Annotated in this window: 22 protein-coding genes; 11 read left to right on the top strand and 11 right to left on the bottom strand. The window is 69.1% G+C overall.

Annotation, left to right across the window (positions count from 1 at the left end):
* Window positions 1-2: 2 nt before the first annotated feature.
* The 10 genes from HNQ61_RS08895 (at window position 3) to HNQ61_RS08940 (ending at window position 6,384) form a co-directional block, all read left to right on the top strand.
* Window positions 3-323 carry a YbaB/EbfC family nucleoid-associated protein gene (locus tag HNQ61_RS08895; protein WP_170035596.1) on the top strand — a complete coding sequence of 107 codons (321 nt, stop codon included), beginning with the start codon at window positions 3-5 and terminating at the stop codon, window positions 321-323.
* Between the two features lie 6 nt (window positions 324-329).
* Window positions 330-917, top strand: a complete 588-nt coding sequence (recR, locus tag HNQ61_RS08900) for a recombination mediator RecR (RefSeq protein WP_170035597.1) — start codon at window positions 330-332, stop codon at window positions 915-917.
* A gap of 133 nt (window positions 918-1,050) precedes the next feature.
* Window positions 1,051-1,362, top strand: a complete 312-nt coding sequence (locus tag HNQ61_RS08905) for a hypothetical protein (RefSeq protein WP_170035598.1) — start codon at window positions 1,051-1,053, stop codon at window positions 1,360-1,362.
* Window positions 1,362-1,868 carry a roadblock/LC7 domain-containing protein gene (locus HNQ61_RS08910; protein WP_170035599.1) on the top strand — a complete coding sequence of 169 codons (507 nt, stop codon included), beginning with the start codon at window positions 1,362-1,364 and terminating at the stop codon, window positions 1,866-1,868. Before HNQ61_RS08905 ends, HNQ61_RS08910 begins: the two co-directional genes overlap by 1 nt.
* 12 nt (window positions 1,869-1,880) lie before the next feature.
* Window positions 1,881-2,459, top strand: a complete 579-nt coding sequence (locus HNQ61_RS08915; protein WP_170035600.1) for a GTP-binding protein — start codon at window positions 1,881-1,883, stop codon at window positions 2,457-2,459.
* Between the two features lie 14 nt (window positions 2,460-2,473).
* Window positions 2,474-3,124: a CDP-alcohol phosphatidyltransferase family protein gene (locus HNQ61_RS08920; protein ID WP_170035601.1), complete on the top strand. Its 651-nt coding sequence runs from the start codon at window positions 2,474-2,476 to the stop codon at window positions 3,122-3,124.
* A 16-nt stretch (window positions 3,125-3,140) separates the two neighbouring features.
* Window positions 3,141-3,977, top strand: coding sequence for an alpha/beta fold hydrolase (locus tag HNQ61_RS08925; RefSeq protein ID WP_170035602.1), 837 nt, complete (start codon window positions 3,141-3,143; stop codon window positions 3,975-3,977).
* A 271-nt stretch (window positions 3,978-4,248) separates the two neighbouring features.
* A complete protein-coding gene (locus HNQ61_RS08930; RefSeq protein ID WP_170035603.1) occupies window positions 4,249-4,809 on the top strand; it encodes a nucleotide exchange factor GrpE in 561 nt (186 codons plus the stop codon).
* 51 nt (window positions 4,810-4,860) lie between these two features.
* Entirely contained in the window at window positions 4,861-5,985 is a 1,125-nt protein-coding gene (gene dnaJ, locus HNQ61_RS08935; protein WP_170035604.1) for a molecular chaperone DnaJ, read from the top strand.
* A 165-nt stretch (window positions 5,986-6,150) separates the two neighbouring features.
* Window positions 6,151-6,384, top strand: a complete 234-nt coding sequence (locus HNQ61_RS08940) for a hypothetical protein (RefSeq protein WP_170035605.1) — start codon at window positions 6,151-6,153, stop codon at window positions 6,382-6,384.
* 61 nt (window positions 6,385-6,445) lie between these two features.
* Here the strand turns inward: HNQ61_RS08940 and HNQ61_RS08945 are convergent, their stop codons facing one another.
* The 4 genes from HNQ61_RS08945 to HNQ61_RS08960 all read right to left on the bottom strand — a co-directional run bounded on the left by HNQ61_RS08945 (window position 6,446) and on the right by HNQ61_RS08960 (window position 9,459).
* The gene (locus HNQ61_RS08945; protein ID WP_170035606.1) at window positions 6,446-6,601 is read right to left on the bottom strand and encodes a hypothetical protein; all 156 of its coding nucleotides are present in this window, start codon (window positions 6,599-6,601) and stop codon (window positions 6,446-6,448) included.
* Between the two features lie 241 nt (window positions 6,602-6,842).
* Complete coding sequence (locus tag HNQ61_RS08950; RefSeq protein ID WP_170035607.1) at window positions 6,843-6,989, bottom strand: hypothetical protein; 147 nt, start codon at window positions 6,987-6,989, stop codon at window positions 6,843-6,845.
* Window positions 6,990-7,063: 74 nt separating this feature from the next.
* Window positions 7,064-8,155, bottom strand: coding sequence for a tRNA 2-thiouridine(34) synthase MnmA (mnmA, locus tag HNQ61_RS08955; protein WP_205761664.1), 1,092 nt, complete (start codon window positions 8,153-8,155; stop codon window positions 7,064-7,066).
* Window positions 8,156-8,316: 161 nt separating this feature from the next.
* A complete protein-coding gene (locus tag HNQ61_RS08960) occupies window positions 8,317-9,459 on the bottom strand; it encodes a cysteine desulfurase family protein (RefSeq protein ID WP_170035609.1) in 1,143 nt (380 codons plus the stop codon).
* A gap of 144 nt (window positions 9,460-9,603) precedes the next feature.
* Here HNQ61_RS08960 and HNQ61_RS08965 point away from each other — a divergent pair, with 144 nt between their 5' ends.
* Window positions 9,604-9,942, top strand: a complete 339-nt coding sequence (locus HNQ61_RS08965) for a hypothetical protein (protein ID WP_170035610.1) — start codon at window positions 9,604-9,606, stop codon at window positions 9,940-9,942.
* A gap of 57 nt (window positions 9,943-9,999) precedes the next feature.
* On the opposite strand, the gene bshB1 is transcribed toward HNQ61_RS08965, so the two are convergent.
* From bshB1 to HNQ61_RS09000, 7 genes are all read right to left on the bottom strand, one after another.
* A complete protein-coding gene (bshB1, locus tag HNQ61_RS08970) occupies window positions 10,000-10,758 on the bottom strand; it encodes a bacillithiol biosynthesis deacetylase BshB1 (protein WP_170035611.1) in 759 nt (252 codons plus the stop codon).
* A 544-nt stretch (window positions 10,759-11,302) separates the two neighbouring features.
* On the bottom strand, window positions 11,303-12,541 hold the full coding sequence (locus HNQ61_RS08975) for an ABC transporter permease (RefSeq protein ID WP_170035612.1): 1,239 nt from the start codon (window positions 12,539-12,541) through the stop codon (window positions 11,303-11,305).
* 9 nt (window positions 12,542-12,550) lie between these two features.
* Window positions 12,551-13,798: an ABC transporter permease gene (locus HNQ61_RS08980; RefSeq protein WP_170035613.1), complete on the bottom strand. Its 1,248-nt coding sequence runs from the start codon at window positions 13,796-13,798 to the stop codon at window positions 12,551-12,553.
* A gap of 3 nt (window positions 13,799-13,801) precedes the next feature.
* The gene (locus tag HNQ61_RS08985; protein ID WP_338088110.1) at window positions 13,802-14,548 is read right to left on the bottom strand and encodes an ABC transporter ATP-binding protein; all 747 of its coding nucleotides are present in this window, start codon (window positions 14,546-14,548) and stop codon (window positions 13,802-13,804) included.
* Window positions 14,545-15,846: an efflux RND transporter periplasmic adaptor subunit gene (locus HNQ61_RS08990; protein ID WP_170035614.1), complete on the bottom strand. Its 1,302-nt coding sequence runs from the start codon at window positions 15,844-15,846 to the stop codon at window positions 14,545-14,547. The genes HNQ61_RS08985 and HNQ61_RS08990 overlap by 4 nt, the downstream gene beginning before the upstream one ends.
* A 44-nt stretch (window positions 15,847-15,890) precedes the next feature.
* Window positions 15,891-17,339 carry a TolC family protein gene (locus HNQ61_RS08995; protein WP_183685595.1) on the bottom strand — a complete coding sequence of 483 codons (1,449 nt, stop codon included), beginning with the start codon at window positions 17,337-17,339 and terminating at the stop codon, window positions 15,891-15,893.
* Between the two features lie 241 nt (window positions 17,340-17,580).
* On the bottom strand, window positions 17,581-18,279 hold the full coding sequence (locus HNQ61_RS09000) for a YIP1 family protein (protein WP_170035616.1): 699 nt from the start codon (window positions 18,277-18,279) through the stop codon (window positions 17,581-17,583).
* Window positions 18,280-18,453 lie beyond the last annotated feature (174 nt).

Below are 18,453 nucleotides of genomic sequence, written 5' to 3' on the forward strand. Positions count from 1 at the left end.
CGATGAACAACTTTCAGCAGATTCTTCAGATGGGCCAGCAGGTGCAGGCCCGCATCTCTCAGTTGCAGACTGAACTGGGCCAGAAGACCGTCACCTGCTCCAGCGGCGGCGGCATGGTGACCGTGACCGCGGACGGACGTGGAAAGCTGCGCTCCATCAAGATCGATCCCACGGTGGTGCAGGCCGAAGACGTGGAGATGCTGGAGGACCTGGTGATCGCCGCCGTGAACGAGGCGCAGAACCGGGCCCAGCAGATGTACGACGACGAAATGCGCAAGGTCTCCGGCGGGCTCCAGCTTCCGTTTCCCATTCCGGGGCTCTGACGCCGCGTGTCGGCCATCGACGACCTGGTGGGCGAGTTCGCGCGGCTTCCCGGCATCGGCCGCAAGACGGCGCTGCGGCTCGCCTTTCACCTGCTCAAGGCGCCGGATGACGACGCCCGGCGCCTGGCGCGCAGCATCATCGAGGTGCGCGACAAGGTCCGCCCATGCGAGCGGTGCGGCAACCTGAGCGATTCCACCCCCTGCGCCATCTGCCTCAGCCCCCGCCGCGACCCCGCCACCCTGTGCGTGGTGGAGGAGGCGTCGGACATCATGGCCATCGAGCGCACCGGCGAGTACCGCGGGCTGTACCACGTGCTCGGCGGCCGCCTGTCGCCGCTGGACGGCATCGGCCCGTCGGAGCTGAACGTGCCGCCGCTGCTGGCGCGCGCGGGCACGGGCGAAGTGCGCGAGGTGGTGCTGGCGACCAATCCCAGCGTGGAGGGCGAGGCGACGGCGCTGTACCTGGCCCGCCTGCTGTCTCCGCTGGGCCTGCGGGTGACGCGGATTGCCCGCGGGCTCCCCGTGGGAGGTGACCTGGAGTACGCCGACGGCGTCACCATCGCCGAGGCGCTGGCCGGGCGCCGCGAGCTGTAGGCCGCGCCGCGAGCGCGGCTTTTGCTTCTGTACCGCCGCGGCCCCGCCGCGGCCTTTTGTTTTTTGGGGATCGCCGCGTTAGGTTGGTGCCGCGTTCACCCCACTCCAGGATTCCCGTCCTCCTTCCCGGGTGATGGAAAGCAAGCGACTCGTACGGACCGCCACGTTCGCCCTGCTCGCCGTCGCGGCCGCCGCCGCGCTGGGCGGGCTGCTGGTGCGCGACCAGATCAGCCGCAGCCGCCGCGACCTGTTCAGCCCCCATCCGCTCCGCCGGCTCGCCGCGCTGGAGTACCTGGGCGGCGTTCCGGCCTCGGTGGATACGGTTCTGCTGCTGCGCGACTTTCTGGCGTGGGAACAGCGCCCGCTGCTGCGCAAGCGTGCGCAGGGCGTGCTGCTGCGCCTGGAAGCCGGGCTGGATTCGCGGCACCCCACGGAGGTCGCCTGATGGCCGGAACCGGCGCCAGCAGCTGGTCGTTCGAGGAACAGGACGTTCACCGCATCGACCGCATTCTGCAGAGCTTTCTGTACGACTCCAACGCCCGCTGCGCCCTGCTGGTGGACCGCACGGGGCAGCTGGTGACCACGGCGGGCGAAAAGCCCGAGTTTGACTCCGTGGCGTTCTCGTCGCTGGCGGCGGCCGATTTTTCGGCCAACGACCAGCTGGCGGCAATGATCGGCGAAACCGAGTTCAGCTCGCTCTTTCACCAGGGCGAGAAGGAATCGATGTACCTGGCCGACGTGGTTCGGCGGGTGATCCTCGTGGTCCTGTTCGACAACCGGACCACCCTGGGAATGATCCGGATCAAGGTGAAGGCGGTCGTGCGCGAACTCTCGGAAGTGTTCAGCGAACTGTTCGCGCGGTCCGCGGCGTCGCCGCAGGGCGCGCGCGTGGAGGCGGGCTTTGTGGACGAGGCGGAGGATGAGATCGACCGCCTGTTCGGCGATCTCTAGGAGGCCGCGCCCATGTCGATGATCAACTACGCCTCGCGCGAGATCAACTGCAAGATCGTGTACTACGGTCCCGGCCTGTGCGGAAAGACCACCAACCTCGAGTACATCTTCGAGAAGGTGGCTCCCAACACGCGCGGCAAGCTGATCTCGCTGGCGACGGAAACGGAACGCACGCTGTTCTTTGACTTTCTGCCGGTGGACCTGGGGTCCATCCGCGGGTTCAAGACGCGCTTTCACCTGTACACCGTCCCCGGGCAGGTATACTACAACGCGTCGCGCAAGCTCATCCTCAAGGGGGTGGACGGCGTGGTGTTCGTGGCCGACAGCCAGGTGGAGCGGCTGGACGCCAACATCGAGTCCATGCACAACCTGTACGACAACCTGTCGGAGTACGGGCTGGACCTGCGCGAGATTCCGTTCGTCATCCAGTACAACAAGCGCGACCTTCCCAACATCTCCTCGCTCGAGGAGCTGCAGCGGGAGCTGAACCCCACCGGCGTGCCCACCTTCGAGGCGGTGGGCGTGCGCGGCATCGGGGTGTTCGACACGCTCAAGGCGGTCAGCAAGCTGGTCATCAAGGCCCTCAGCTGACCCGGGAGCCCCCAATGGCCTGGCGCAACCTGCCGAACGCAATCACGCTGGGACGCATCGTCCTGGCGGTGGTGGTCGCGCCCATGGTGATGACCGACTCGTTCGGCTGGCGCATCTCGGGGTTCATCGTCTTTCTGATCGCGGCTTTCTCGGACTTGTACGACGGCCACCTGGCGCGGTCGCGCAACCTGATCAGCGATTTCGGCAAGCTGATGGACCCGCTGGCCGACAAGCTTCTGCTGGCCGCCACGTTCATCCCCTTCTACCTGCTGTGCCACGGCGCCGAGCCGGAAACGCCGTTTCCCTGGTTCGGCGGCGTTCTGCCGTGGTGGATCATGGCCATCATCTTCGGCCGCGAGATCTTCATCACCGTGTTCCGCGGCTTCGCGGCCAAGCGGGGGATCGTTCTGGCGGCGGGGAACGCCGGCAAGCTCAAGGCGGTCTTTCAGAACGTCTTCATCGGCGCGGCCATCTTCTGGTACGCGCTGCAGTCCGCCGCCCGCGAAAATGGCTGGGATACGCCGTTCTGGCGCTTCTGGCAGCAGTTTCACTGGGTGTTCACCGTGGTGGTGCTCACGGTGGCGGTGGTGCTGACGGTGTATTCGCTCTACATCTACCTGCGCGACTTCGGCCTGTTCGGGGGCCGCCGCGCCCCCGCTCCCTGACACTCCCGCGCCCCGAGTGACGGTCGCCGAGCGCGGGGAGGAACTGCGCGCGGCGGATGGCGTGCGCCTGCACCTGCGCTCGTGGCCGGTTCCGGCTCCGCGCGCGGCCGTGCTGGTGTCGCACGGGCTGGGCGAGCACGGCGGACGGTACGCCGCGCTGGCGGCGGACCTGGCGGAGCGGGGAATCGGGGTGCACGCGATCGACCATCGCGGGCACGGCCTTTCCGGCGGCGCGCGCGGGCACGTGAACCGCTTCGCCGAGTACGTGCGCGATCTGGAGCAGGCGCGCGCCCGCGTGGCCGCCGCGTCGTCCGCGCCCCTGTTTCTGCTCGGCCACTCCCTGGGCGGGCTGATCGCCATCCGCCACCTGCAGACACATACCGAAGCGCCGTTCCGCGGCGCCATCCTGTCCGCGCCGCTGCTGGGCGTAGCGGTACGCGCTCCGCGATGGAAGGTGGCCGTGTCGGGCCTGCTTTCCCGCATCGCGCCGCGCATCCCCTTCAGCAACGCGGTGGATCCGGGCGAGCTGTCGGCGGAGGAGGAGTACGCGGCGGCCTATCGCGCGGACCCGCTGGTGCACGCCCTCATCACCCCGCGCCTGTACACGGAGATGATGGCGGCCATCCGCGCCGCGTTCGCGGACCGGGACACGGTCCATCTTCCGATGCTGGTGCTTGCTCCCGAGGCGGACCGCATCGTGCTTCCGGAGGCGGTGGCGCGGTGGGCGGCCGCGTGTCCGGGCGACGTGGATGTGCGGCGCTATCCCGGCTTCCGCCACGAGCCGCTGAACGAGCGCGACCGGCATCGCGCGGTCGCGGACGTGGCCGGGTGGATCGACGGGCGGCTCGCCTGAGGGCGTGAACCCGTCCGCTATCAGCAGCGCGCCCCGCCGGCACCATCCGCACAGCTCGGCTGACGTTCTCCGCGTCGGCGGAATGACAGGGCGGAGTGGAACGATGACGAGGCTGCGGCTGAACCCATCCAGCGTTCTCGAGAAGCTGTCAGGATGGCAGATGCGGATGGGAACGTGGCTTGCCTTCTGATGTTCCCAATCGAGCAGACGACGCGCGCCCGGCGGTTCGCCGCGGGCGGCCTATGACATACTGACGAAATCCGGCTTGCAGATGAGCGATCAGGACCGCCCCGCCGCCTCCGCGGCAGACGGACAGGACACCTCCGCCGACACCGAGGCGCCGCGCACGGCGGACACGGGCGACGGCATTGCCTCCGCGCCCCCGGCGCAGGGCGACGAGCTGAGCACCATGCGCGACCGGCACCTGCGGCTGGCGGCGGAGTTCGACAACTACCGCAAGCGCGTGGAGCGCGAAAAGTCCGACAACATGGTCCGCGCGCAGGCGCAGATCCTGGAGCGCCTGCTGGAGCCGCTGGACGACTTGGCGCGCATCGCGGACTTCGACCCGGCCACCACCGCCGCCGGCGCGCTGCACGAAGGCGCGGAGATGGTGGAAAAGAAGTTCCTCCGCGTGATGGAGGCCGCCGGGCTGGAGATGGTGGAGGCGGAAGGAAAGCCGTTCGACCCCACGATTCACGAGGCGCTTACGACGGTGCCCGCGGACACGGCGGAAGAAGACGGCACGGTGGCCCAGGTGTACCAGAAGGGGTACCGCTTCAAGGGAGTTCTGCTGCGCCCGGCGCGCGTCGTCGTGAAGAAGCACCAGGGCTGAGCGCGGCCGCCTCCACTTTGGGGGCGGCCCTGTTTTCTGACCGGACACACGATGGCGACACAGACCAAGGACTTTTACCGCGTGCTGGGCGTGGCGGAAAACGCCAGCGCGGATGAGATCAAAAAGGCGTACCGCAAGCTCGCCAAGCAGAACCATCCGGACGCCAACCCCAACGACGCGGCCGCCGCGGAGCGCTTCAAGGAAATCTCCGAAGCGTACTCCGTGCTGTCCGACGACGCCAAGCGCAAGCAGTACGACCAGATGCGCCGCATGGGCGCGTTCGGCGGAATGGGCGGCTACGGCGGCGGGGCGGGGCCTCGGCCGGGGGGCGGAGCGCAGTCCATCAACCTGGACGACCTGGACCTGGGCGGCGGCGGGCTGGGCGACATCTTCGGCTCGTTCTTCGACTTCGGCAAACGCCGCGGTGCGCCCGGCGCGCGTCCCGGCGGGCCCGAGCGCGGGGAGAACATCGAGTACGCGGTGGAGATTCCTTTTGCGACGGCGGTGCGCGGCGGCAAGGTGACCGTCACGGTGCCGGTGACGGAGGACTGCCCCTCGTGCCACGGCTCCGGCGCGGCGCCGGGCGCCACGGTGAACACCTGCCCCGAGTGCAAGGGACTCGGCTCCGTCACCTTCGGGCAGGGGAGCTTCGGCGTCTCGCGGCCGTGCCCCATGTGCGGCGGCAAGGGAAAGGTGCCCACCGAGCCGTGCCCTACCTGCGCCGGCAACGGCCAGGTGCGCCGCAACCGCGCCGTGCAGGTGACGGTGCCCGCCGGGGTGGACAACGGCGGCAAGCTGCGGCTGGCGGGGCAGGGCGAGCGCGGCGCGTCAGGCGGCCCTCCGGGCGACCTGATGCTTACCTTTCGCGTGGAGCCGGACCGCTTCTTTACGCGCGACGGGCTGGACTTGAACTGCACCATTCACGTGAACCTGGCCCAGGCCGTGCTCGGCTCCAAGGTCAAGGTGCGCACGGTGGACGGCCCGTCGGTAGTGCTGCGCATCCCGCCGGGAACGCAGCCCGGACGCCGGTTTCGCATCAAGGGGATGGGTGTGGAAAAGGCCGGGCGGCGCGGGGACCAGTTCGTAAAGGTGCAGGTGGATGTGCCCGAGGAACTGGAGGGCGACGCCCGCAAGGAGTTCGAGGAATTCGCCGAGGCCGCGGGGATGAGGCACTGAAGAAAAAAAGTGCCAAGTGCTCAGTACCAAGTGCCAAGTACCGGGTGCCCAGCATCATCGGCGGTACTCGGCACCTAACCTGGGCACTGGGCACTTGAACCCTGGGCACTTGAACTTGGGCGCTCGCGGTTTGTCACTGGGCACTTCTTTTTCTCAAGGCGTGAGATGAGCCAGACTTTTACCGATGCCGATCTGGTCACCTGGGAGGCGTTCTCGTCCGGCGGACGGTTCGGCCTGTCCATCCGGCCCAAGGTGATCTTTCACTGCCTCACCGATCAGACCGTCGCGCCGCGCTTTGTGGAGATGGACGGCGACGAGGCGGATGCGGAGCACGCGATCCACGAATCATCCGAGGAGCAGCTTCGGCAGATGCTCGCGCAGAGCAAGGTGCTGGAGTAGGCGGAACGTGATCGGTGGATGACGAAAAACGGGAGCGGCGCATCGTGCGCCGCTCCCGTTTTCACATCCGTGTGCCATGGCGTCCCCAGGCCGGGACGTCTGGCCTCCTGAACACCCGCCAGATCAGCAGAACGGCGACCACCGCGCAGAAACTCAGAATCAGGTCGGTCGCTATGGCCGAAGGAGGCGGACAGATCTTGACGATGTCCAGGTCCATGCACCGCGTTCGTTGAGGATGCTTGTGTTCTCGTAATGCAACGCCGCAGTTCACTCCCGTCTGACGCTCCGCGCGGATCGAGTAATGATGCGGCCATCCTGGACGCCGAGGTCACCCCGAAGATGATGCAACGAGCCGGGAGGCATCGCACGCTGCGGCTTGTACGGGCGATGGGGAACGGTGATCGTGATCGGCGGATGACGGAAAACGGGAGCGGCGCATCGTGCGCCGCTCCCGTTCTCTACTTCCGCTTCCCGCGCCGGCCCCATGTGGGCACATCCGGCTTTCTGAACGTCCTCCAGATCAGCAGGATGGCGATCACCGCGCAGAAGCCCAGGATCATTGGCGCCGCGAGAGACGGCGAACCGTGGTCGATCACGATGTCCATGCGGCTCCCTCTGTCCGGTGGGCGGCTCTATGTTTCTGTGAAACGCCGTAATCCCCCTCCGTCTGACGCCCGGATCAGGCGGCGATGCGGCCGCCGCCCAGGACGATGTCGTCGCGAAAGATGACGGCCGACTGGCCGGGTGTCACCGCGCGCTGCGGCTTGTTCAGCGTCAGCCGTACGCCGTCGTCGCCGATGGACTCCACGCGCGCGTCCACGGCGGGAGCGCGGTGGCGAACCTGCACGCGCACCGCGTCGCCCGGCTGCGGAATCGTGGCCAGCCAGTTCAGGCCACCGACGGTCACGTCCGTGCGGTCCAGGTCCTCCATCGTCCCCACCACCACCTCGCGCGTCGCCGGCCGCGTGCCGATCACGTACAGCGGCAGCGAACGCCCGCCGCCCAGCCCCTTTCGCTGGCCCACCGTGTAGCGCGCGTAGCCGTCGTGCTCGCCGATCACGTCGCCGGAGGTCGTCACCAGGTTGCCCGTGGTGAGCGCCGCGTGCTCCGTGCCCAGCTTCTTTTCCAGGAAGTCCACGTAGTTGCCGGACGGAACGAAGCAGATCTCCATGCTTTCCGGCTTTTCCGCCGTCACCAGACCCAGCTCGCGGGCGCGCTCGCGTACCTGCGGCTTGGTGAGTTCGCCCAGCGGAAACAGCAGCTGCGGAAGCATTTCCGGCGGCAGCGACCACAGGAAGTAGCTCTGGTCCTTCTTTTCGTCCAGCCCGCGCAGCAGCACGGGGGCGCCGTTCGCGTCCGTGCCCATGCGCGCGTAGTGGCCGGTGGCGATGGCGTCGCACCCCAGCATGCGGCCGCGGCGCAGCAGGTCGCGGAACTTGGTGTTTCCGTTGCAGCGCACGCACGGGTTCGGGGTGCGCCCGGCGGCGTATTCCGAAACGAAGTCGTCAATCACGTCGCGCGTGAATTCGCGCTCCACGTCAAACACGTAGTGCGGAATGCCCAGGCGGTCTGCCACCCGGCGCGCGTCCATGATGCCGTCGAGGCCGCAGCACGTCTTGCCCGGCCCGTTCGCGTCCGCGTCGGATTCCGAGTAGCAGAAGGTCTTCATCGTCACGCCGATGACGTTGTGCCCCTGCTCCTGCAGCAGCGCCGCCGCCACGGACGAATCCACCCCGCCGGACATGGCCACGAGGACGTTCTTCTTCTCCATCACTCTGCTTCTGCTGAATCTGGCTCCGCTCGGGATCGCGGAATCGGCTCTGTACACCGCATGCCGTGTGTGGTGCGCATATCCGTGAAAACTGCCGTTTCACACGGAGGTCACGGAGGATGCACGGAGGTCACGGAGGACGGGCGTCATCACGCGTCCGATCAGATCCGGACGCGGGCGGCCACGGTGGGAAAGATGTCGATGACGCGCTCGATGTCGGCTTCGGTGGTGCCGCGTCCCAAGGAGAAGCGCACGGACGGGCCGGCCGCCTCGGGCGCGACGCCCATGGCCGTGAGCACGTGCGAGGGTGTCACCGCGCCGCTGCTGCACGCGGAGCCCGAGGAGACCGCAACGCCCTCCATGTCCATGCCGATCAACAGCATCTCCGCGTCCGCGCCGGGAACGGACACGTTGCTGATCGTGGGCAGGCGCGGGGCACCGGCGGCGTTCAGTACCAGACCGGGCACGCGGGCGGCGAGTTCGGATTCGAGGCGATCACGGAGCGCGGCAAGGCGCGTCATCTCCACCTCCCGCTCCGCATCCGCAAGCTCGGCGGCGACGGCAAAGGCGATGGCGCCCGCGACGTCCTCCGTCCCCGGCCGCATTCCGCGCTCCTGCCCGCCGCCCTGCAGCAGCGGCTGGATGGCGGTGCCGCGGCGGATGTAGAGCGCGCCCACGCCGCGCGGGCCGCCCAGCTTGTGCGCGCTGAACGCCAGCAGATCCACCGCCGTCCGGTCCGCGCGGACGGGCACCTTGCCCAGCGCCTGCACCGCGTCGGAGTGAAAGATGACGCCCGCGTCGCGGCACATCGCGCCGATCTCGTCCACCGGTTGCAGCGTGCCGACCTCGTTGTTGGCCCACATCACCGAAACGATGGCCGGCTTCTCGTCTGCCGCCAGCAGGTGATGAAGTGAATCGAGGTCGACCAGGCCGTTTCCATCCACCGGAAGCAGGTGGATGAGGTGGCCCGCGTCTCCCGCCGCGCGGAGGGCGTTGAGCACGGCGCTGTGCTCCACGGCGGAGCAGGCGAGGGGTGCGCCGGGGGCGAGGCGCGCGCGGCCCCAGAGCGCGAGGTTGTCGGCCTCCGTGCCGCCGCGCGTAAACACGATCTCCGCCGGGCTCGCGCCGATGACGGCGGCGAAGCGGGCGCGCGCGTCATCCAGGGCGGCGCGGGCATCGCGGCCCCAGCGGTGGATGCTGGACGGATTGCCCCATCGCCCCTCGAGCGCGGCGAGCATTGCGTCGCGCGCCTCTGGCCGCAAAAGCGTGGTGGCGGCGTGGTCCAGGTAGACGGAATCCGGCATGCGCGCGATCAGATCCAAAAAGGAGAGCGGACGGGCGATGAACCGCTCCGCCCGCGGGTTTCACTGGCGCGAACCTTGAGGGCGGGGCGGGGAAGAGCCTGCGTTCCCAAGAGGACGCCATCTCCCCTCGCGCCACGTTCGTGCATGATTCCGCCCCTTCCGCAGGACCATCCGGCCACGTTCCGCACCAGCGTGCACGGCACCATCTTCGCCGACCGCGCCGCCCGCATCGACCAGTTGGGCGAGGGCGACGCGCTGGTGCTGATTCCCGATCCGCCGATGGAAGACGACCCGATGGTGTGGGTGCACCTGGGGACGGGCGATCCGCTGGGCCACCTGCCGCCGGAGATCAACCAGTGGATGGCCACGTGGCTGCTGCGCGGCGGCTCGGCGACCGCGACCGTCGCCAAGCTGCACGGCCACGACGTGCCCAGCTACAAGCGGCTCATCATCGAAATCACCTGCGCGCAGCCGGACACCTGATCCGCCCGGGGGCGCACTCACGCACTCAACGCACCCCGCACTCACGCACTTCCTGCCTCAGATGCTGCGCACGCCGAGCGTGAGCACGTCGTCCACGCGCATGGTTTCGGCGATGTGGAACGGCTCACCGTATTCCGTGCGGATCAGCGAGCCGTAGCGCGCGGCGTGCATGCGCACCTGGTCGTAGAGCGGGCGGTCGCCGCCGGGAAACACTTCGCCGCCCCACGTCTTGCCGTCGAACTGGCTGCTGTAGCAGTGCACCGCCTTCATCTTGGTTTCCATGAAGTCGGTGATGTCCACTACGAAGCTGGGCTTGATGGCGTCTTCACGGTAGGTGAGCGCGTACAGGATCTTTTCCGGACGATGGGGCGCGCCCGGCGCGTCCAGCTTGGCGAGCCCGGCCAGAAAGCAGGCGTCGTAGGCCAGCTGTGACGCAATCCGGTGGTCCGGGTGCCGCCCGTTCATGAACGGGATGATGACGACGCGCGGGCGGAACGCGCGGACGAATCCGGCGATCAGCTGCCGCGTCTCGGGCGTGTTCTGCAGCCCGGCGTCCGGCAGCCCCGCGTTGCGGCGCGCGGTGACGCCCAGGATGACGGCCGCCGCGTCGGATTCCTCGCCGCGAAGCTGCGCGCTGCCGTCGGTGCCGCGCTCGCCCGCGGTCAGGTCGAGGATGCCGGTGCGGTAGCCCTGCGCGGCCATGCGGGCCATGGTGCCGCCGCAGAGCAGTTCCACGTCGTCGCGGTGCGCGGCGATGGCCAGCAGGTCCACCGGCGGGGCGAGCGGGTCGGGGGACGGGGCGTCGTTATCGGTCACGGTGGATGGAAGTGCGTGAGTGCTGAGTGCGTTAGTGCGTGAGTGCGACTGATCGGCCTGGTTCGGACGGTGCCGGTGCAGCGAGGAGGCCCCCTCCCCCCAGCCCCCTCCACCCGCTCCGCGGGAGAGGGGGAGCCGTTCGGCGCGGGAGGATGGTTCGGCGCCCGTCCCCGGGCGGGCCCCTCCCCCGGCCCCTCCCCGTGCAAACAGCCGCACGGAGAGGGGGAGACCACACACCTGATCCGCCGCCGCAGTCCGCGAAGGCGGACTTCGTGTTTTCCGAGGCGCGGTTTCAACCGCCGGGCCAATCTACGCCGCCGGGCGCCGTATCGTCCCCCCCCGAACCCCGGCCCCGGCCCGGCCCGGCCTCGAACCCGACGCGGCGCGCTTATTCGGCGCTGTGGTCCGGCCGTGCTCGGGACGCCCGAGCGCGCAATGCCCCGCAAAATGGGAACCCCCGGCACCGCGCGCAAACGCGCAGTGCCGGGGGCCATCAAGAGAACGCCGTTCCTATTCCCTATTCCCCATTCCCTATTCCCTGCTGTTACTCGTACCGCAGCGCATCCACCGGATCCAGCCGCGCCGCCTTGAACGCCGGGTACAGGCCGAATCCCATTCCGCCGATCGCCGCGACGAGCAGCGACGCGCCCACCGCCCACAGCGGAATCGACGCGGGCACCGGCGTCAGCGCGGTGATCAGCCCCGCGAAGCCCATGGCGATCAGCAGGCCGATCACCCCGCCCACCAGCGTCACCGTCATCGACTCCACCAGGAACTGCCACAGGATCTCGCGCGGGGTGGCGCCCAGCGCCTTGCGCACGCCGATCTCACGCGTGCGCTCGGTGACGGAAATCATCATGATCCCCACCACCCCCACGCCGCCCACGATCAGCCCGATTCCCGCCAGCACCAGCATCACCAGAAAGAACACGCCCGTGATGCGGTCGAACAGTTCGCCGAACGCTTCCTGCCGCATCAGCGCGAAGTTGTTCTCCTCGCCCGGGCGCAGGCCGCGGGAAATGCGCAACGCGGAGGTCACCTCGTCCATCGCCTGCGCCTGCGTGGCGTCGGTGGCGGGAACCACCAGAAGGCTCATCCAGTCCGGGTCCGCGCCCAGCCGCTTGATGGCGGTGGTCGTGGGCACGTACGCCGTGTTGTCGGCCGAACTGGCGAAGATGTTGTCCTTGACCTTGTAGACGCCCACCACGCGGAACGGCTGCCCGGCCAGGCGCACCTCGCGCCCCACCGCGTTGCCGCCGGGGAACAGCGCCTCCGCCAGACCCAGCGAAAGCACGGCGACGCTGTTGCTGCGCGCTTCGTCCAGCGGAAGGTAGTTGCGCCCCTGCACGAAGTCGCCCTGCGAGTACTCCGGCCAGTCGGCGCTCTGCCCCCCGATCTGCACGCCGGGAATGGTGCGCGAGCCCGCCTTGGCCTTGCCGTTCGTCCCCGCGGACGACGACACGCTGCGGATGCTGGGCAGTTCCGCCAGCATCTGCGCTTCGGAGAACGTGATGGCGGGCTTGCCGTCCCAGGGCGGCTTGCCGTTGCCGTCGCCCAGCTGCAGCGTCGTCTGGTCGAAGCGGGCGACGATGAAGTTCTTGGGCCCGATGCTTTCCAGGCTCGACATCACCGAGCCACGGAACCCGCTGATCGCCGCGGCCATGGTCATGACCGTGGCCACGCCGATCACGATCCCCAGGATGGTGAGCGAGGCGCGCACCTTGTTGGCGCGCAGCGACTCCAGGGCGATGGTGACGCCCTCTCGTCCGGCGGTCCAGTTCATGGTACGCTCCTATTCCGCCCGAAGGGCAACGATGGGATCCAGCCGCGACGCCCGCCACGCCGGGTACACCCCGGCCATGAGCCCCACCCCGATCCCCAGAAACAGCGCCAGCCCGATGGCCCCGCCCGACACGCGCGCCGGCAGCGGCGACACCGCCGACACCAGGGTGGCCATCCCGATCCCCAGCCCGATCCCCAGCAGCCCGCCCATTCCCGACAGCGTTCCCGCCTCGATCAGAAACTGCAGCAGGATGTCGCGCCGCTTGGCGCCCAGCGACTTGCGGATGCCGATTTCCCGCGTGCGCTCGCTGACGGAAACCAGCATGATGTTCATGATCACCACCGCGCCCACCACGAGCGAAATCCCCACCAGCAGCGGCAGCGCCGTCATCAGGAAGCCGTTGATGGTGTCCCAGAAGCCCAGCGACGATTCGGCGGTTTCCACCGAGAAGTTGTTTTCCTCGGAGGGGCGCAGCCGCCGCAGCGTGCGGTTCAGCCCGATCATCTCCGATTCCGCCACGGGAAGCAGCTCACCCGTGGGCACCTTGAAGCTGATGTCCTCCACCGTGTTGGCGAAGGGAAAGACGCCGCCGTTGAGCGGGGAGCGCGCCGGCGCGATGGCCATGCGGTCCATCGACATGCCGAACAGCGACCCCTGCTCCTCCAGCAGCCCGATCACCTGGTACGGGTCGCCGCCGATGCGCACCGTCTGCCCCAGCGGGTTGCGGCCGGGAAACAGCGTTTCGGCCACCTCCGTCCCCAGCACGATGACCGGCGCGCCGCGCCCCGCCTCGTTGGCGGAAAACGGCCGTCCCGCCTTGAAGTCCAGCTCACGGACGCGAAAGAAGTTGGCGTTGGCGCCGATGATGTTCACGTTCTGCAGCTCGCGTCCCCGCCCGTCGCTCACCTTGGCGTCCTCGTCGTAGCTGTACGACAGCAGGCCGGGGGTGCGCATGTTCTGGCTCAGCCACTCCGCCTCGTTCATGGTGTAGCGGCGGCGGCGCTGCCATTCGCGCCAGGTGTCCTCGGAGATCGGCTCGTTGGACATTTCCGGAGTGCGCCGCACCAGCACCGTGTTGTTGCCAAAGATGCGGCCGGCGAACTCCTCCTTCATGTACGCGTCCATCCCGTTGAGCAGGGTGATGACCGCGATCAGAAAGGTCACGCCCACCACCGTGCCCAGCACGGTGAAAAAGGCGCGCAGCTTGTTGGCCCGGATCATGGCCAGCGCGATCCGGATCGCCTCGCGGATGCCCATGGCTCAGCCTCCCGCCGGGGCGAACTCCGGAGTGTGCTTGACCGCCGTGCCCACGATGGCCGGCGTCTGCCGCCGGTCGCTCTCGATCTTGCCGTCGCGCAGCGTCACCACGCGCTCGGCGTGCGCCGCGATGTCGGGCTCGTGCGTCACCATGATGATGGTCTGCCCTTCCGCGTGCAGCGCGGCGAACAGCGCCATGATCTCTTCCGACGTCGTCGAGTCCAGGTTGCCCGTGGGCTCGTCCGCCAAAATGATGCTGGGCCTGGTCACCAGCGCGCGGGCAATGGCCACGCGCTGCCGCTGGCCGCCGGACAGCTGGCTGGGGCGGTGGTCCATGCGGTTCTGCAGCCCCACGTGCGCCAGCGCCTGCTCGGCCCGCTCGCGCCGCTCCTTCTTGTTGAACCCGCCGTACACCAGCGGCAGCTCCACGTTTTCCAGCGCGGTGCTGCGCGGCAGCAGGTTGAAGGTCTGAAAGACGAAGCCGATTTCCCGGTTGCGCACCCGCGCCAGCTCGTCCTCGCCCATCCCCGCCACGCGGTTGCCGTTGAGCACGTACTCGCCGCCGGTGGGGGTGTCCAGGCACCCGATCAGGTTCATGAAGGTGGACTTGCCGCTGCCGGACGGGCCCATGATGGCCACGTACTCGTTCTGCGCGATCTCCAGGTCCACCCCGCGCAGGGCGCGCACCGTTTCCGCGCCCAGGTCGTAGTGCTTTTCCAGCCCGCGGGCCAGAATCAGGACGGCGCTCACGCCGTCCCCTTGGCCTTGGGTGCCGCCGCCTTCTCCGCCGGGGTCTCCGCCTCGGGCACCTTTACCGCCTGGTCGGCTTCCAGGTCGCGGATGGCCTGGTAGCTTCCCGCCACCACCGTTTCTCCGCCCTTGAGCCCGCTCACCACCTCGAAGTAGCGGTCGCCCGCGATGCCGATGGTGACCGGCACCCACACGGCCTTGCCGTCGCGGATCACGAACACGCCTTCCACTTCCTGCTCCGGCTCGCGCTGCGCCTTTTCCGCCGGCGCGCCCTCGTCGTTCTCCTCCGCGGCCTTGAACTTCTTCCCTTCCTTGTCGCGCACCGTCAGCGCGATGATGGGCACCGAGAGCGCGTTGCGGCGCGTTTCGGTGATGATCTCGGCCGTGGCCGACAGGTCCGGGCGCAGCTCCGCCGGGGGATTGTCGATGGTGATGATCACCTCGTAGTCCACCGACTGCTGGTCCGCCGAGCCGCCCGCCGTGGGCTGGATGGAGCTGTTGCCGATGCGCGTCACGTGGCCGGGAAAGCTGCGGCCGGGGAACGCGTCCACCTTGATGACGGCGCTGTCGCCCAGCGTCAGCCCGGGGACGTCGGTCTCATCCACTTCCACCTTGGCCTGCATCACCGAAAGGTCGGCGATGGTCAGCAGCAGCGAGCCGGGGTTGTTCATCGTCCCCACCACCGCCGTTTCACCTTCTTCGATGTTCAGGCGGGTCACGCGGCCGCTCATGGGCGCCACGATGGTCGTCTTGCGCAGCTGGTCGCGCGACTCGCTGACGGCGGCCTGCGCCTGGGTGACGGCGAACACGGCGCCCTGCGTCTCCTGCTGCGCCACCTGGGCCTGGGTGCGGGCGTTCTCCACGTCGGCCGCGGACACCAGCTCGTTGGTCTGCGCCAGCTGCTCGGCGCGGCGCAGGTCGTTCTGCGCCTTGGCCAGCTGGGCGCGGCTCTGCGAGGCGCGCGCCTGGCTCTGGGCCACGGCGGCCTCGGCGCGGCGCACCTGCGCCACGTACTGCGTGGGATCGATGCGCAGCAGCACGGCGCCCTGGTTGACCCACTGTCCCTCTTCCACGCTCAGCTCCACCACGCGGCCGCTGATGTCGGCGCTGATGTCCACCTTGCGCTTCGGCTCGATCTTGCCGCTGGCCTGCACCATGGAAACCAGGTCGCGGCGGGCCACCTGCTCCGGCCGCACCTGCACGCCGCCCTTGTTGCCGCCGCGCATGGAAAGCGCGCCCAGCGTTCCGATCACCGCAACCACGCCCACCACGATGGCGGCCTTCTTCAGATTCGACATGTCTCGTTATCCTCTCAGGTTCCCGGGGGAGAACCGACGGGGGTTCAGCGAAGGGGGCGGCCGACCAGCGCCTCGAGGGCGGCCAGCGACTTGTGGTAGGAATACACGGCGTCGATCACGGCGCGCTCGGCTTCGGCCAGGCGGGTCTGCGCGTCGGTGATCTCCACCGAGTTGGCGCTTCCCAGGCGGAACCGCTCGCGCACCATCCGCAGCTCCTCGGCGGCGTTGTCGGCCACCTGGCGCTCCAGCTGCGCGGCGCGGAAGGCCGTCTGCGTGTTCAGCAGCGCGGCGCGCACGTCGGAGCGCAGCGTCTGCTCCTGGCCGCGCACCGCCAGGTCGGCGTCGCTGGCCTGCACGCGGGCTTCCTCCACCCGGCGCTCGCGGGCCAGCCCGTCGAACAGGGGGAGCGAGAAGCTGAGCGAGGCCTGCAGCGGCTGGCGCTCGTAGCCGAAGGGAAAGCTGGGGTTGGACGACTCGAACTGGCGGCGCACCGCGCGGCGCACCACCGGGTCGGCGGAGTTCAGCCCGGAGCAGTCCACCGGCGGCAGCCCCGCCGCGCCGCGGATGACGTTGTTGTCGTTGCACGCGGCGAACGCGGCGCCCATCTGGTTCAGCTGCCCGTTCACCAGCGGCGAAATGTTGCCGGCGCTGTACACCGAGCCCACCAGCCCCACCTGCAGGTTCATGGAGGGGAGGTACTGCGAGCGGGCGGCGCGCACCTGCGTCTGCGCGGCGCCGGAGTTGGCGCGGGCGGCGGCGAGCGCCGGGTTGGCGGCGATGGCCTCGGCCACCAGCGCGTCCGCGTTCCACGTGGGCTCAAACAGCTCGAATCGGCTGGTGAGGCGCGTGTCCAGGGGGAGGTCGGCGCCCATCAGCCGGCTCAGCCGCAGCATTTCGGTGCCGTAGCTGTTCTGCTGCTGCACCAGCGCCGATTCGGCGCGGCCGCGGTCCACCTGGGCGCGGCGCACGTCCAGCGGCGTGCCGGAGCCCACTTCCAGCTTGGCGCGCGCCAGCCGCTCGTGCTCGCCGGTGCGCTCTACCTCGCGCTGCGCCTGCGTCACCCGCTCGCCGGCCTGCAGCACCGTCAGGTACTGCTGGCCCACCTGCGTGGTGAGGCTCCACTCGTACCCGGCGATGCGGCTTTCCGCGGCCTGGTGCTGGGCGCGGGCAATGCGCGGCTGAAGCAGCTTGGCGCCGCTCATTTCATACTGCAGCCCCACGTTCCAGCTGGACGAGTAGTAGTCGGGGCTTTCGCCGAACGACTGCGCGCCGTAGCGCTGAATGCCGCTGGCGGTGTAGCCCACGCTGGCGCCCGCGCTGGCGGAGGGGAGAAAGTCCGCGCGGGCGGCGCGCATCCCCGCGCGGGTGCCGCGCAGGTCGTTGCGCTGCGCCAGCATGTCGGGGTTCTGCTCGCGCGCCGAAGACACGGCCTGCTGCAGGGTGAGTCCGGGGCCCGCGCTGTCGGGCCGCTGTGCGGCGGCGGGCGCCGCCACGGCGCACGCAAGCAGCAAAAGGCCGGATGTCCGGCGAAGATTCGGGAGCGACATTGGGGGGTCAGTCGGGATGTCGGGGGTCGGGCAAGGAGGCGGCCCGGTGCCGCACGCTGGGCCTGTACGGGGCCGGCCGTCCGCGGGTTTCAGCCGCGCGCGGAACCGCGGTGCAATCGTCCGGAAAACATCCGTGCCCGTCCGGAAGGCCGGACGGGCGCGGTGGAAAACCCGGGTGTGGAACGGGTCAGAACGAGGCGATTCCCGCCATCACCAGTGCGTACAGTCCCAGGATCACCGCCACCGCGGTTCCCACCCCGGTTCTGCGGCCCACGATGGCCACGCCGAAGGCGATGACCACGTACTGCCAGATGGTGAAGACGTCCCACGCGTTGAGGAACTTGTAGGTAAAGCTCCCCGGCTCCGCCGACGGCGCCAGCGCGGCCAGGCTGATGCCCGCCTGCATGTCCCGCTTCTGCAGGATGACGGGGAGCCGCGCCCACAGTCCCACGGCGCCGATCAGCCCGGCGTGCGCCATCACCGACACGTGCTGGCGAAAGGTGGCCTTGCCGCCCATCAGCACGGAAAAGATCAGCGTCAGCAGCCCGGCGGAGATGACCAGCGCGATCCACGGCATCACCACCGTGGCCCCGAGGGCAAAGACGCGCTGCATCCCGGCCATTCCCTCCATCGCCGGAGTCATCTGCTGGCCCTGCTGGCGAACGGCCTCGCGCATGGTTTCCAGGTAGACGCTTTCCGGAACCATGGCGATGGCGCCGGCCATGATCACCACGCTCAGCACCGTGACGTCCACCCAGGGCGGCCGCGCGCCAAAGCGGCCGAACAGCGCGATGGGCGAAAGAAACGTGTCCGCCACGCGGCGGACGAACGATCCGGGGGCGGCCTGCGGCTCCTGGGCCGCGGGCGCGTAGGCGGTGTCAGTCATGGCGGGATGGGAAACGATGAACTGCTCGTGCGCTGAGCGCGCGGTGCGGAGACGCAAAAGATAATGCCCGAACGGCGTTCGCCCAAGGGGAGCGGATCCGCGGTGCGGCGCGCACGTGCGGGAGAGAAACGAAGAGGAGCGCGGGAGACCGTCTCCCGCGCTCCTCGCGCTCAC

This window comes from Longimicrobium terrae (assembly GCF_014202995.1).
GTDB lineage: Bacteria > Gemmatimonadota > Gemmatimonadetes > Longimicrobiales > Longimicrobiaceae > Longimicrobium > Longimicrobium terrae.